The sequence below is a fragment of the Maribacter sp. 6B07 genome (genome assembly GCF_002700155.1).
Lineage (GTDB): Bacteria > Bacteroidota > Bacteroidia > Flavobacteriales > Flavobacteriaceae > Maribacter > Maribacter dokdonensis.
The window spans coordinates 536,477-550,526 of the sequence record NZ_PDUT01000001.1 but is presented as its reverse complement, the minus strand read 5'-3'; the positions used below and the strand labels follow the sequence as shown (position 1 = coordinate 550,526).

General features: G+C 37.0%; 13 protein-coding genes. 6 read left to right on the top strand and 7 right to left on the bottom strand.

Annotated elements, in window-relative coordinates:
• Nucleotide 1: 1 nt before the first annotated feature.
• The 3 genes from CSC80_RS02325 (at nt 2) to CSC80_RS02315 (ending at nt 1,692) form a co-directional block, all read left to right on the top strand.
• Complete coding sequence (locus CSC80_RS02325) at nt 2-415, top strand: hypothetical protein (protein ID WP_091606457.1); 414 nt, start codon at nt 2-4, stop codon at nt 413-415.
• A gap of 67 nt (nt 416-482) precedes the next feature.
• Complete coding sequence (locus CSC80_RS02320) at nt 483-857, top strand: hypothetical protein (protein ID WP_236973308.1); 375 nt, start codon at nt 483-485, stop codon at nt 855-857.
• Nucleotides 858-1,002: 145 nt separating this feature from the next.
• A complete protein-coding gene (locus CSC80_RS02315; RefSeq protein WP_099189528.1) occupies nt 1,003-1,692 on the top strand; it encodes a hypothetical protein in 690 nt (229 codons plus the stop codon).
• 90 nt (nt 1,693-1,782) lie between these two features.
• On the opposite strand, the gene CSC80_RS02310 is transcribed toward CSC80_RS02315, so the two are convergent.
• Complete coding sequence (locus tag CSC80_RS02310) at nt 1,783-2,178, bottom strand: hypothetical protein (protein WP_071341433.1); 396 nt, start codon at nt 2,176-2,178, stop codon at nt 1,783-1,785.
• A 154-nt stretch (nt 2,179-2,332) separates the two neighbouring features.
• On the opposite strand from CSC80_RS02310, the gene CSC80_RS02305 reads away from it, so the two are divergent.
• Nucleotides 2,333-3,325: a hypothetical protein gene (locus tag CSC80_RS02305; RefSeq protein WP_143751714.1), complete on the top strand. Its 993-nt coding sequence runs from the start codon at nt 2,333-2,335 to the stop codon at nt 3,323-3,325.
• A gap of 13 nt (nt 3,326-3,338) precedes the next feature.
• Here the strand turns inward: CSC80_RS02305 and CSC80_RS02300 are convergent, their stop codons facing one another.
• From CSC80_RS02300 to CSC80_RS02275, 6 genes are all read right to left on the bottom strand, one after another.
• Nucleotides 3,339-3,974 (bottom strand): response regulator transcription factor, encoded by a 636-nt coding sequence (locus CSC80_RS02300; protein WP_099189524.1) that lies wholly within the window; start codon nt 3,972-3,974, stop codon nt 3,339-3,341.
• Nucleotides 3,971-5,851, bottom strand: a complete 1,881-nt coding sequence (locus CSC80_RS02295; protein ID WP_236973307.1) for a tetratricopeptide repeat protein — start codon at nt 5,849-5,851, stop codon at nt 3,971-3,973. The genes CSC80_RS02300 and CSC80_RS02295 overlap by 4 nt, the downstream gene beginning before the upstream one ends.
• Nucleotides 5,852-5,972: 121 nt before the next feature.
• A complete protein-coding gene (locus CSC80_RS02290) occupies nt 5,973-8,222 on the bottom strand; it encodes a hypothetical protein (protein ID WP_139254385.1) in 2,250 nt (749 codons plus the stop codon).
• Nucleotides 8,219-8,878, bottom strand: coding sequence for a DUF1266 domain-containing protein (locus CSC80_RS02285; RefSeq protein WP_074672353.1), 660 nt, complete (start codon nt 8,876-8,878; stop codon nt 8,219-8,221). The genes CSC80_RS02290 and CSC80_RS02285 overlap by 4 nt, the downstream gene beginning before the upstream one ends.
• Before the next feature lie 3 nt (nt 8,879-8,881).
• The gene (locus tag CSC80_RS02280) at nt 8,882-11,356 is read right to left on the bottom strand and encodes a hypothetical protein (protein ID WP_099189520.1); all 2,475 of its coding nucleotides are present in this window, start codon (nt 11,354-11,356) and stop codon (nt 8,882-8,884) included.
• Between the two features lie 55 nt (nt 11,357-11,411).
• A complete protein-coding gene (locus CSC80_RS02275) occupies nt 11,412-12,467 on the bottom strand; it encodes an SMI1/KNR4 family protein (RefSeq protein ID WP_099189518.1) in 1,056 nt (351 codons plus the stop codon).
• Nucleotides 12,468-12,681: 214 nt separating this feature from the next.
• On the opposite strand from CSC80_RS02275, the gene CSC80_RS02270 reads away from it, so the two are divergent.
• Nucleotides 12,682-13,125 carry an SMI1/KNR4 family protein gene (locus tag CSC80_RS02270; RefSeq protein ID WP_099189516.1) on the top strand — a complete coding sequence of 148 codons (444 nt, stop codon included), beginning with the start codon at nt 12,682-12,684 and terminating at the stop codon, nt 13,123-13,125.
• A 19-nt stretch (nt 13,126-13,144) separates the two neighbouring features.
• Nucleotides 13,145-14,050, top strand: a complete 906-nt coding sequence (locus CSC80_RS02265; RefSeq protein ID WP_099189514.1) for a hypothetical protein — start codon at nt 13,145-13,147, stop codon at nt 14,048-14,050.

The window sequence follows — 14,050 nt, the reverse complement described above, 5'->3', positions numbered from 1 at the left end:
AATGGAAATTACATTACAGCTAAAAAGACTCGGTAAGAAAAAGGTAAAGCAAGTGCCTTTCACCTTAGTGGAAACTCCAAAGAATCTTGAGGAACTTTTAATAGGTTGTGTAAAAAACCAAGTGGCGGCATTCAACAAAAAGCGAATGGAAGTCAATGTGGTTGGTTTTTTAAGTCCCGCAGAAATTCAGGATCAGGCACAAAGCGGTAAAGTAGATTTTGGCGATTTGGCAAATAAGGACCTCGCCGATGAGCAAAAAGCAATTGATAATGTTTTGCTTGCTTTTAAAGACGGACTCTTTGTTGTATTCATAGATGATGATGAGGTAACCGATTTAAAAGCACCAATAGCACTCAGCAACGAAAGTGTCATTGCCTTTATTCGAATGACATTTTTGGTGGGTACCTATTGGTAGTTACTTTAAATATCAGCGTAAAAAAACCATTATAGAACACAAACAAACAACTAAAACACATACGATTTTGACATATTTAGACGAGAGTATCAATGATGAGGTACAGAATTTAATGATAGACGTTTTTGAAGCTATCAAAACATCACAAGAAGCAACACTTGGCGTAACCGAACTTCTAGCTACGCAAAGCATCCTTGAGAACATTTTTGAAAAGGTGAAGACCACCGGTTTTTATAATGATGATGAGAATTTTAAACTGGTAAAAGCCATGAATATGGACACCGATGGTGAAAATGCCGAAGAAGCTCTGTTCAACAGTTGGGGCAGTATGGTGAAAACCATAAACACGGCTGCATCGCAAGAAGAATTCAATGCTAAATTTGCTTTGTTCGTGCCTATTCTTCTAAAAAGAATGACGGTAATCAATCAAGTTTTGGATTAGCGTTTTAGGTGAATAAATAAAGCGCTTCACTAAAATGAAATACCAATATGCATTAACTGTTATTGAAGATGCAATATCACTGAAAACGGGTATTAATTTTAGCGCTATACGTTCCATCTTTACTGTCTTAAATTAAAACAGAACTATGGATTTTAAGACAATGCTGCAGCTACCTGTACTAGAAATTTCCCAGGTACTCAAAACCCTTCAAGGAATAGCGGACGAAGAACGAAATAAAGAAAGACCCCAAATGCCTAACGTGTCTATTGGTACCAGTAGAGGTAATGTCTCTGGGTACTTCATTAATTATGATACGGAAAAAAGTATTGTTTTATTGGGGAATTGGTATGACCATAAACCAGATTTACAATATGTAGAGTTGCATGCCATTGCTTCGATCTCGCTAGGGAATATTGAAAATTACCTATATCAATTTTCAGATGGTAACATTCCTTTTACGCCAAATGCAGAAGATGTACCAACCGTACTTCAACTTAAAAAGGAAATCAGGGATGTAGAACAATCGGTCGGGAAAATGTTGGGTAAGGCAATTGTCATTAATTATGACTATGCAGAAAAACCAGAAGATCTTGAAAAGTACTATGCAAAGAAAACAATAGTGTTATTGCAAGAAACATTAGCAGCAATAGCCGCGGACGCATTAGCCAAAGAAGCATTTGTAAACGCTGTAAAAGAGCTGTCGTTTCACTTGGGAGAGGAAAATACAGTAAACCTACAAAACAATATGCTTACTGTATGCTTAGACTTTTCTAAGGGATTAAAGAGTGTGGCGTCAAAAACGCTACTGAAGGATTGTATAGAGAAGTGCTTATAAGCTTAAAATAAGATTGATGAAAACAAAAAAAGGAAAGCCTACTTGGCTTTCCTTTTTTTGTAACAACATAGTCTTTATAGACCAATACTCTTAAAGATTGTTCTCTAAGAATTCTCTTATAACCAAATCAGAGAAATACCCGCTGTGGTGACCTCCCCAACATGCAGTTAGTGAGAATACACCATCTGCTATTTTCAATTCTTTTTTGTCTTCTGCACCGTCATTGGCAATACAGAATACTTCAATGCTATTAATACTTTCTGCAATAGCTTCTTTACCTAAATCATCTGAACATACTTCTTTAAAGGCATCTGTAACACGTTGTAAACATACACTTGGTACAAATTTTATGTAATCCATTTCAAAGGTGTCCCAATTAATGTTAATAGGTAATTCTTTACCTACTATTTCATTGATTTCTTTTTGGTAATCCCCTACATATTGTTCTTCAATTGCTTTTGCGGCTCTTTTTTCCTGTAATCCCATTATGATTGTTTTTTAGATGTAATTTTGAATACTTCAAAGGTATTTTAGCACGTTAGTTTCTAAGCACCCCATTTAAGTGAAATGTAAAACTCACGGAATTCCGTGAGGTGCTTACAAGGCAATCACGGTAACTTCACTTTATAAAATTTCAAGTATGAAAACATTGATCGTTATAGGCGTTTTGCTAGTGCTTTTTTTCATTTTTGTAAGCAATTTTTCCCGTTTTATGGGTGGAATTTCAACCAATAAAGCTGCTCAGAATTTGGAACATTACTTAGAGAAAGAACACAAGGGCGAGTTAGGTTTTAGGGAACTGAATAGGTTCTTTAATGCCGCTACCATGAACCCGAACATGTTTACCGTAGTTATTTTTCATAAAGAAATACCTGAAATTGAATTCTACTGCCATGTGAACCCAAAAGAGCTATTGGAGAATGATACCTTATCTTACTATGGAAAAGAAAACTTGAAAATTGCGGACCTTTACGAAAGAGAACGCAAGCGCTATGAAACACGACAAAACGTAAAAGCCGATTTTGTAAATGAAATACCTAAAATAAAATTTGAGAACGATAGGTTTGAGATTTTTGTTCCGGGGGAAATAGAAACGGCTGCTTTACATGATGTAATTGAAAGGTTTGTTGCTAGGCTGAACAGTGTTTATGAGGAGTTGGATATTCCGTATACCATGTCATTGTTCATTAAAACGGAAGCCCATCCTGAGGGGTTTATTGACATTCCGCTAGAGAATATTGAAAATCAATGGTACCCGCAGATGTTTATGCTTTCTGCTACTATGAACAATTTTGCTACCATAGAAAAGGACATAAAACAACGTATTCAGACCGATTTGGATGCCTCGTATCCTAATTATGAAATAGACGATAATTACCGGAAAATCATTTTAGATAAATCCAGTTTGTCAAAAATTGCTTGGGTGCAATACCTAAAAGATAAAACCATAGACAATGATAAAAATGAGAAATGGCAAAACCCCTTAACGGGGCTGTATATTACGTATTACGATATACAAACGGGGCATTTGTATTTTGGTGAAATGGTAAGTCAAGAAAATGATAATATCTCCTATGATGAGACCTTAGCCCTTATCAAATTAAAAGTGGAAGCCGAGGGTATTCAGATGTAATAATGCTCTAGTCTTAGTCAAACAAGCCAGATTCTATAGCATATTTTACAGCTCCTGTTGTGGTTTTTGAGCCAGTTTTTAACAGGATATTCTTTCTGTGGGTTTCCACGGTATTAACCGAAATAAATAGTTTTTCCGATATTTCTTTCGATGTCAGCTCGTCTGCCAACAGGGACAATACTTCTTTCTCTCTGGGAGAAAGTTCAATATTCTTGTACTTTTTTCGCTCAAAAATACTTTCCATATAGCGTTGCTTAATAATTTCAGAAAAGTATTGTTCGCCATCTAAAACGGTACGTACCGCTTTCTGCAGTTCTTCTTTGCTGGTAAATTTGGGCACAAAACCATCTGCACCTTTTTGAATGACCTTATGTACCGTTCTATGATTGTCTAACATGCTCAGCATGATAATTTTTACGGTACCGTGCTTCTTTTTTATCTCGGTCAACAACTCAATACCGTCCATTTTAGGCATATTGATGTCACTGATGATCAAGCCGATTTCAAACTGGTTCATCAGCCGTACCACCTGTTTTCCTTCTGTGGCAAGATGAACTTCTCCAATTTCTGGCATGTCACCTAAAATGGTGTTGATCCCTTCAAGAAACATTAAGTGATCGTCCGCTATTATGATGTTGATTTTCTTCACATGGTCTGTTTTAATGGAATATCTATGGTGATAGATGTTCCGCTACTGGCGCTACTGTCTATGTCTAAAGTACCATTCATTTTAGAAAGGCGCTCCTTAATATTTCGTAAACCTATTCCTTGTTTTTTATGTTCTTGAAAGCCTTTGCCATTATCATTGACCACAATGTTCAAGTGGTCATAATGCTTGGTAAGTTGTACTTCCGCATTGGTGGCTTCGGCATGTTTTAGAATATTGTTGACCAATTCTTGTACAACGCGGTACACATCTGCAAGCAGGGCATCTGGCAGTTTGTTGATGTCTTCTTCCGGGTAAAAGAAGGTTTGAAAATCTATAGTATCACTTGCGGAGATTTGGTCAATAAAATCACCCAAAAAATTGGTAAACCCCAGTGCGGCAAAAGCCGGTGGATGTAATTGATGGGACAGTCCGCGAACATCTGTACACGCATTATTTATTGCCGTTAATATTCGCTTGGTCTGTGGCTTCTCTTGTAGGTCTTCCACATAATGCTCAAAAGCAATTTTAATTCCTGCCAAATCACTACCAATACCGTCATGGATTTCACGAGCCAAACGTGCACGCTCTTCATCTTGACCTTGTTGATACCTTTCAACGGCAGATAATCTATAGTCCTTGATCATTTGGTTGATTTTCTGATCGGCATTTTCTTCGCGCTGTAAGCTTAATTCTTGCTGTACCTTTAAGCGTTTAACGTATTGATGACGCAGAATAAGCAATGACAATAAAACCAGGATAAAACCGGCAATAAATACGTTTCTAATGAGGCGTTGTCTTTTTGCGGTAAGTTCTGCTTTTTGCAGTTCTGCTTCGCCCAGTTTTTGTTCTTTTTCAAGAAGGTTGATCCTAGTTTCTTTTAGTTGCGTTTCATACCGCTCTTGTAGTTCAGCAACATATTTTTCTTTATCAAGAGAATTCTGCTGTGATAATGTACTCACACCTTTTTCATAAAATGCCAGGGCTTTTTTATAATCGCCTTCATCTTGGTAAAGTTGGGAAAGGTTTTTATAGATGTCAGATTTATATTGTTTTATAGCTTGTTCTTCACCCATTTGCAGCGCTTGCTCAAAATTGGAGATGGCTTTTTTGGTATGTCCTAGTTTGCTTTCGCACAAGCCTAGGTCGTTTAAAATGATCACCATGTCAGAAGTAAACTCAACTTCCTCTAAAAGCGACAGGGTTTTCTTTAAAGAAATTACGGCTTCATCATATTTTTCTTCTTTCACCAACATTTGGGAAAGATTCATGTTGATATATGCTATTACTGCTTTGTTTCCTTCTTTCTCACGATATTCTAACACCGTTTTAAAGTGTTCGCGAGCCTCATCATATTTACCTTGTTCTTTTAAAATACTTGCGAAATTGAATAAAGTAACCAGAACACCATCATCATCACCTAAAGCACGATATAGGTCCGCGGCACGGTCTAAATTTTCGGTTGCCTTTTTATACTCTTCTTGTAAAACATATAAGGTAGCTATGTTTTGGTAGGCATTGGCTTCTTGCTGGGTGTCATCCATTTTTTCTGCATACCGTAAACACTCCAAAAAGCTTTCCATTGCCTTTGGGTAGTTGCCAAGGTTTTTATAGCCCAATGCCAAAATATTATAGCTGGCCGCCAAACCATTTTCCATGTTGAGCTCTTTAAGAAGGGCAATGGTTTTTTGAGTTTCGTTCACTGCACTTTTATAATCGCCCGAAATATTTCCAAGATTCGCAAGTGCATAATGCGCTCTAATGGTATGGATTTTTAAGCCTTGTTTTTCACTTTCTTCCAACCATTTTTGCGCAGCTTCCTTGGCTAAAACAGGTTGTGAATACACGTTTTTTTGATAAACGTATGAAAGCGAGTCCATTAGCGGGTTTGCTTCTGATTTTTGCGACCAAACATTCGTGCAAACCCCTAAAAATAGGGAGACGATAAAGATAATATGTAGTGTGCGTAGCTTCATTTAAGAATGGGCAAAATTACCACCTTTAAGCGAAATGGGCAGCCTTAATGCGCATTTTCATTTCCTTTAATTCTTCTTGTTCTTCTGGGTACAGTTCAAAATTAAAGCGGACTAAATTTTCCATAAGGTTATGCTGTAAGAAAAGGTCTTCTTCGCTTTGTGATTTTACCAATTCTTGCTGCTCCCTAAGTTGATTTTCTATAGGAGTATCCCTACTTAAAAGCATGGATATATATTTAGTATAGGCACTCATGTTCTCCATGGCTTTGACATTGTTTTTTAGAATATGCAAAAGGAAATTGTAATCTTTTGGGAATTCAAAAAACGAACGTTCCGGATAACTTTTTAAAACATCTAATAGGGCTTTGTAAGCTTCTTCATGGCGGTGTTCATCATTTAAAATCTGGGCGTACGTATAATCTGTTTTAAATTCACGAGCTTCTGGAACTTCTTTTCTTATGGTTTCACAAATGGTGAGGCTAAGCGAATTTTTAAAGCCTTCTTTTGCACATGTTAATGCTAGTTTTAGATAGATAGCTTTATTAACCGATTTTGATGCCGCTACCATTAACGATTCTGCAGCAGCCGTATGGTCGTCCAGCATCCAGTAAATCAAACCATTGTTTCTGAAATCTTCAAATGTTTCTGGTTGTTTGTTGATGTTTGCTTCCGTTGGGTCTTGCAAATCATCTGGTTTCTCAAGTAGAAAATCGTAAAAACAAATCCATTGAAAAATGGGATATAGTTCTTCTGTTAGTTTCCCCTGTTCGTGATTGTAAATGGCATATTTATAACATTCTTCGTATTCACCCTGTTCAAAAATGGTTTCAACGGCAAGGTTGGTAGTATCAAAATAGTCGTCATCTCCATCAACGTAGTAATTAATTTCCGCTTGTTGGTCTAAAAAATACTGGGTATAGTTCCGTTTTCTTTTATTGATGATCATACGATAGTGGTACATCCACGGTGCGTAGGATAGGGAGTGTAACGGAAAATCTTGAAGCGCTTCGTTCAGTACTGCCAATGCTTCATCATCTCGGTGGAATTTAAACAAAGCCCTTGCCTTAAAGAACATGGATTTTAATGTAGGCGTATGTCTTATGTGAAATTGCTTTACGGTGTCTAAAACACCTTGGTAACTTTCAATTCTGTTGTTCAGTTCTATTAAATATTGTAAATAATTATCCATGGTGAGTCCGTTTCTAAACGCCTCATGGTAGGTAGCCCCAGCTTCTTGATAACTGCCTTCGCTTTTAAGGAACATTGCCTTTAGATTTAACAACAACGGATTTTTATCGTTGAGGGCCAATCCGTTTCTTAGACAAATTTTTACAGCATTCCCATTTTTAGAATGAAAATAGGCGGCATTACCAAGCAATAAATAATGATGTTGTACCAGTTGCCATCCTGCATTCGTAAATGCCTGTATAAAGGCTTTGTATTCCGTAAAATTGGTAAAATCAGCATCTGGAAAATCTGGATTTTGCGGTGCCTTTAATATTTGTGGAACCAGATCGTACATCATAAAAGCCTTGGCGTAATCTGCCAGTACATAACGACTTAGATCGGTTAGATCTAGCGTTTTCCACTCTTTCTTCCATAGTTCAATGACTTCTACCGATCGTAGCTCCCAAATTGCAACTTGAATAAAGGTGAGTAATTTGGTTTTCTTGTCTAAACGCGTATCTAATTGAAGACCTTTTAAAACATCAAGATTGTGAGTCGCAGAGGCTAATTCTAATAGCTGATAACAGTCGGCTTCCTCGGTAGATTTTACTTGGTCCTCTAACTGTGCCGATTGAATTTCCCAAAGTAAGAATCGTGCTTCGGTTGTGGCAGGGTAACATTCCAAAACGTATTTTAATATGGCAATTGCTTCCGTGTACCTTTTTTCTACCTGTAATTTCAAAGCGTAGTGTATGTGCAGTGTTTCGTTATACGGATACGCTTGTAGAGCTTTTTCATAAACCAACTCGGGACAAGCTTTGTAATAACTACAAATGTACTCATAGTCTGATGCCAAAACTTGCCCCACTTCTTCAAGTGCTTCTACATATGAATGCATGACTTCCATATTTACCTGTTCAAAAGCACCTATATACAACATAAAAAAGCGGTAGTAACGAGCATTATCCGACGGATAGGTGTAGCCCAAAACATTTAAATTATCTTGTATAATGGTAATAAGCGGATTTAACTCAGCAAACTTTTTTGCGTTCAACAGGGCGTAAGCTTGTTCAATATGTGCTAAGACTTCTTTTCTTGTTAAGCTCATTTGTTCCATTCTTTAAAGCTGTTCGCTTGGTGAATATGTAATCTTTGATAGCATTCCCAAAGGGTTTCCGTGCCGGGGTATTTACTGATGTCCGGCTCTGCGGCTCCTCTTATAAATTCATCGCCAATACACACATTGCGGTGAAATTCGCCCCAACTGGAAAACGTGTTTTTTAATCTTGTATTTACGTCTTCTAAACGCATGGCTATTTCCTCGGGTTTTATAAAACCTAAGGCACCGCCTATACGCATGAGAAAAATGTAATACGCAAAATCATAGCCCTGCAGTTTTTCATTTTTAAGGCTAAAACGGTAGCGCCAAACTAGTTTGTAAACATTCTTGGTCATGGGGTTTTTCTGTGCATTATACTTTGTTTCATAAGTGTTGGTGGTATAATTGCGAAATTCAGATGCCAATTTTTCAAAAGGGTTTGATGCCATAGCGCCAGTTTCGTAACGGTGCAAACTGTTGCGTAGATGAACGCCAGATTGTATGCCATGTAGCTTGGCAATACGCTCAACGGTTTTTAGTTGCAAATGATCATTTATATTAAATCCGTACCAAGTGTTTAAATCCGCTTTTTTATAATTGTTCATTAAAACCAAAGCAGATAGGTTCAGCTGATCTTGAATTTTGGGTGTAATTTCTGCTGTCATTTTTTAAACTTTTAAGAGGTTAACCACCTGCAACAATGCAGTTGTTAAGTTTTCTGGATAAGCTCCGGAATTTGCCATTGCCGCGAGTCCCATTTGATAGGAGCTTGCCATTTTACTGTCTTTTGCTAATTTCACGAACAGGTTTCTACACAGGTTTCCGTACGTTTCTAAAGGGGTTTCAGGAGCTAGGTTTTTATCAAGCAAGGTCATGTAAAGAGCTTGAATAAATTTGGCTTCAGTAGTAGATGTTTCCGATAACCAAGTTTTAAATTCTATTATGTTCTTATCCAATACTTCAAGGAGTTTGCTGTCACAGGTTCCTTCGGTTTTATAATTTTCTAGGTTGTGTAAGACCGCACTGGCATATTTTGGGTCAAAGGTCATTTCTGAACTATTAATCTGTGACTTTTGTAACTGCTCAACAAGAATTGCTTTCTCAGATTTTGGTTCTTCCACTTTATGGTAGTCATGGTGTTTTTGAATGGACTCCTGTAATTTTTTGCGATGTGCAAAGTGTGCTTTACTGTAGATATACATATTTTCTGCCGTTTCTTTTGTCAGGTTGTGTTCCATTAATTCTTTAAGAAAGTCCTCTAGGTAGTTTTCAATATCCGTTTGGATGGATTGAAATAATTGGTTGGATTCAGCTTTCTGTTTGCTTTTTTTATGGAAATCAAAAAGATGCACTAAAGCCCGGTTTAAAAAGTGGCTGACATTTTCATCAAGTTCGTTGAGGTAGGCGGCACTGCGTCTACCTTGTGTATTTAGCATATGCGGAATCCAAACCGATTCGGTACCCAAACTATAATAATAATCGCTTAAGAAATTATACCAGCTTTGCAGAAGCCCCAAAAACAAAGGGCGACTTTCATTTACATACTGTAATTGTGCATAATCATTACAAAGGTCTAGTACACTGGGGTCAATATTTTTTAATGCCCAAATTTTATTGACTAGTGTAAAATCGTTGGTTTCTGCAAATAGTGCCGTTAACGTTTTAACGACTAGGGGTAGGCATTCTTTTTTAACTTTATCATCCGCTTGTTTAGCGGAATATGCCATTTTTTCAAGATAAGCGAATAGCACTTTTTGGTTGTCTAAATCGAAAAGTGTAGCCAGCTTTTCGCGAGCATCATAAAAGGTTAGGATCAAAAACTGATTTAGAGGATCAGATAGGTTTGATGACTCCAGGTCTGAAATCCATTTAGTCCGGTTGTTTTTAATTAGAAATATTTCTTCTATAAGATATTCTCCTTTTAGCTCAACATCTTCATTACCTAACCTAACTACCGGTAGTTTACCAGTTGAACCAGTACTTAGAAATCTTGAAAATAGGCTGTTGTATAGCTCAATTTGATCTGGAATACCTGATTTTGGATTGCATTTTTCAAACCAAAACAAGATATATGCTACGGGAAGAACTGTGTAGCTTTCTACCGTTAAAATATGTTTGCCAAATTCTTGAAAAGCTTCGGTGTAAAAATTACTTCCGCTTTCGGCTTTTAGCCAATCTAAAAATCTGAGGTAGCATTGGTCTAGTTGATTTTGCGGAATGTTTTTATCTCGGTTATTGAAAAGGAGCACATCGCCAGCATCCCATTCCTTTGTACCTAATGCAGAAATTAGCGGAAAAATACCGTCTTTGGTTTGCAGGTTCAACAAGGCTATACCTTCTTCTTCCATAAATAAGAAACGCTCATTAAGCGCCGTATGGGCTGCAAATACCAGATCCGCATGTTCTTGATAAAACTCGGCTAAGTCGGTACTTAACCAAGCGGTTATGATATTAAATGCATTTGGTTGGTAAACTTTACCTACGGGTAAAATTAGGTGAAGAGCGTTTACGAACTTATGCCAATCGCCTTTAAAAAATTGGTGAACAAATTCATTGTCTATGCTGAATGAATATTTTGTAAAACCATTGTCGGAATTAAGAACGTAATAGTTTCCCGAAAGAATTTGATGCGTTATGCAGTTTTGTATGATAAAATCTGAATTCACACAATCTCGAATATCAAATACCCTTCGAATCAAAAAATGGGCAACAATTAGTGAAGCGTTAGATTCGCTTTGTACCAGTGCTTTTAAAACGCTAAAAATTTGTGTACGTTCTTTTTCTGAAATCGCCTCGCTTTGAAGATAGCCTAGACTGAAATAAAGAAACTCAATTAGTTTTTCACTGCTTTTTTTGTCAGGATAAAATCCGTTTTCCAAGAGTGGAAGCCATGAGATTATGAATGCTATGCCTTCTTCTTCATTGGCATAAACTTCTGGATGGTAGTAAATTTGTTGTGCCAGTTCCTCGGTAAACACGGCTTCATTATTTAAGTTGCCTAAGCTGTTTTTTACTTGCTCTAATACCTTGGTGTCTTGGCAATCCTGTAGTTCTAAAACGTGTAACAAAGCTTTTGCAGCGGGTGCCGATAGCTGTGTTGTTTCTAACTTTGGGAGTATTTTATTCTTAAAAATTTCTAACATGTACCTAGATGTCTAATACGTTTTAAATGGATTTAGTTGGTAGTTTAACCATGAATTATTCACTGCTGAACCATTCATAATCTTGAATGTCACCGTCAACATCCATCAAGCTTTCTAAAAATAAATCCAAGCGATCAGCTTGTATGTAGCCAATTTCTTGGTCGGCACCAAAACGTATAATTTGACCCGCTGAACCCTTGGTATCCGGTGCAAAATCAAATGCCAGAAAATTTCCGTTTTGCAAATCGAAAAACGGAATCCAATACGGTGTAGTGTACATTAGCAGGGTTTTGCCTTCGTTGGTACTATAGGTGTCTAGCAGTTCCTCTTGTGTCCAATCATTATAAATTCTGTACCAATCTTTCCATTCCTGTAAGATTTTCTCGGCACCCATAATCGCTGAGTTCTGTACGCCGTTATGTAGGGTTAAAAATTCTTTGATGATATTTGGAAATGGATATCCGGCTTCAGCCTCAAACTCCTCATAAATTGCATCATTGTTCTTTGGTGGAATAATTACGAGACCTTTGGCATGTACCAATTGCACAAAATGCTGCACCACTTTTTGAAAATTGCTTTTAGCTTCCAACTGAATATACGGCGCTATAAAATCCGCTTTTTCTTTTGCCAGTTTTTCAGCGATAAATGCATTGGGGATATGGTCCGAAATAAATAAACCGGACTTTTCAAATACCTGATTGTCCTTAAAATTGGAAATAGGCTGACTGCTAAAAGAATTGGCGCCAAAAAAATACACCTTTGCAGCGTTGGTTTCTTTTTTACGTGTTCTTTCATCTATAATAGTAAACCATTCTTTAAACAACGGTGTGCTTTCTATTTCGGCAGTAAAAACTTCTTTACTTTCTAAATATGCGATACCGTAGAATTTGGAATTGGATATATCATCTGGACTAATAAAAAGTAGCTTAAGTACTTCTTTGTTCGTTGCTGCTTTGAATGTATCTAATAGGGCATCGCAAAAGGTAAAACTGTTATCAATATCTTCAGGGTCTTCTATCTGTGGCAGGGTGTTTACGGTCATTATATCAAAATGAAAATCCTCCCATTTCATTTGTTCTACATGGTCCGAAAACGCAATCTTATTTCTCATTTCAACCTATTTATTGGTGCTGCTAAGGTACCTGAGATTAATGGGGAGGCTATCCCCGAAAAGGGTGATTTTAATTTTTAGAAAAGAACGTTTACCTTGTAATTCGGCATATTTGGGCAGCAATATCACTGAAAACGGTTAGCAAATTTTAAAGTTGAAGCATCACTTTTGTAGTTCATTTTAAACATCCTTTCAAAACAATTAACCAGCACTTATGAAATTGGAATGGAGCGAAAGTTTTAAGCAAGATTTGCCGGTAGACTATATTCATTTTCTTCGGGATAATCCTACGGGTGTTTTATTGAAAAATAGCAGCAGGTGGGATAAACGTACATGGAACCTAATGGGTAAAGTAGCCCTTTTAAAAAGATGGGAAATGAGTGGCGTTGGTAAAGCTGCCAACTATGAATGTTTAAAATTATACACCACGGTTCAAGAAGAAGCGGGGATGGAGTTCACTGCGCCTTCAGCACATTGTCATTCCGTAAAATTGGCACGTGTAGCTAAAGGTTTTGTTATAGGTGAGGAGAATGGAGATTACCTATATTTAGATCCAGAATGTAAATTTACGGTTTGGGCATATTACCATGATGGTGGCGAGGTAGCTTTACTTTCTAAATCTTTTAAAGAGCTTGTAAGAACCCAAAAACCTTTATAATCTAATATATAAATAGCTTATGGTCAATATAGAATTTTCTTCGGATAGTTTTACAATCAATTCCGTTGCAGTACAGTTTCCTGTTTCAATTGGAGCATTAAAGGAAATTATTTCTCCAGAATGTAGAGAGCATAAAGGAAAGAATAACACACTTTTTGTTTGGGATGATTTAGGGATTATCGCCTATACATCTAATGGTGAACTGGTAAATTCCCTAGGGTTTGAATTGGAAATTTCAACGTATAAATTCAGTCCGAAAGCAATCTTCAGCGGAACGTTCACTTTCAATGGTGAAGATATTATTGAATACTATAAAACACATGAAAATGAACGTGAAAAAACATTCAAAGGTGATGATTCCGGTGCCTTGGTGCAAAACGGATTAAGTGCGTGGTTCAGTGTAAAAAATAAACTTGTAAGAGCTATTGAAGTTAGTGCCCACAAACCTTATGTTCGTGGAGAAGGAATACCGGCTGACAAATACACCATCAAGCCAATTAATGAGGAGGAAATAGAGTTTGCCGATTTCGGATTCAAGCTTTCCATCATAGAAGAGTTGATGTATATAAAGGGATTATTGAAACCAAAATTCGATTTGTACGAGTTTGCAGATTGGTATAAGGATCGTGAAATAGATATTGATGAAGAAGGTTATGACCCCATAGATGAAGTAACCCAATACTTTAAAAAATTACCCATACCAAAACGTTTGGCACCCGAGATTACCGAAATTTATCAAGATGGGGGTAATGATATTTATATGAACCTTTCCCCTTTCTCCGGTGGTGCGGTTGAATTTTGGGATATTGAACGTAGCGATGATATTAAACACTTTCCCAATTTAAAGAAAGCTACGTTATGCTATGCAAAAGAGCATATATGTGACGAACTGATTATTCTTGGCGTTGATGCCGAGTGGATTTGA

What these genes read in the sequence shown, in the direction of transcription:
- CSC80_RS02325 (WP_091606457.1), top strand. Translation starts at nt 2, where the DNA reads ATGGAAATTACATTACAGCTAAAAAGACTCGGTAAGAAAAAGGTAAAG.
- CSC80_RS02315 (WP_099189528.1), top strand. Translation starts at nt 1,003, where the DNA reads ATGGATTTTAAGACAATGCTGCAGCTACCTGTACTAGAAATTTCCCAG.
- CSC80_RS02310 (WP_071341433.1), bottom strand. Translation starts at nt 2,178, where the DNA reads ATGGGATTACAGGAAAAAAGAGCCGCAAAAGCAATTGAAGAACAATAT.
- CSC80_RS02305 (WP_143751714.1), top strand. Translation starts at nt 2,333, where the DNA reads ATGAAAACATTGATCGTTATAGGCGTTTTGCTAGTGCTTTTTTTCATT.
- CSC80_RS02295 (WP_236973307.1), bottom strand. Translation starts at nt 5,851, where the DNA reads ATGGACTCGCTTTCATACGTTTATCAAAAAAACGTGTATTCACAACCT.
- CSC80_RS02290 (WP_139254385.1), bottom strand. Translation starts at nt 8,222, where the DNA reads ATGAGCTTAACAAGAAAAGAAGTCTTAGCACATATTGAACAAGCTTAC.
- CSC80_RS02285 (WP_074672353.1), bottom strand. Translation starts at nt 8,878, where the DNA reads ATGACAGCAGAAATTACACCCAAAATTCAAGATCAGCTGAACCTATCT.
- CSC80_RS02280 (WP_099189520.1), bottom strand. Translation starts at nt 11,356, where the DNA reads ATGTTAGAAATTTTTAAGAATAAAATACTCCCAAAGTTAGAAACAACA.
- CSC80_RS02275 (WP_099189518.1), bottom strand. Translation starts at nt 12,467, where the DNA reads ATGAGAAATAAGATTGCGTTTTCGGACCATGTAGAACAAATGAAATGG.
- CSC80_RS02270 (WP_099189516.1), top strand. Translation starts at nt 12,682, where the DNA reads ATGAAATTGGAATGGAGCGAAAGTTTTAAGCAAGATTTGCCGGTAGAC.
- CSC80_RS02265 (WP_099189514.1), top strand. Translation starts at nt 13,145, where the DNA reads ATGGTCAATATAGAATTTTCTTCGGATAGTTTTACAATCAATTCCGTT.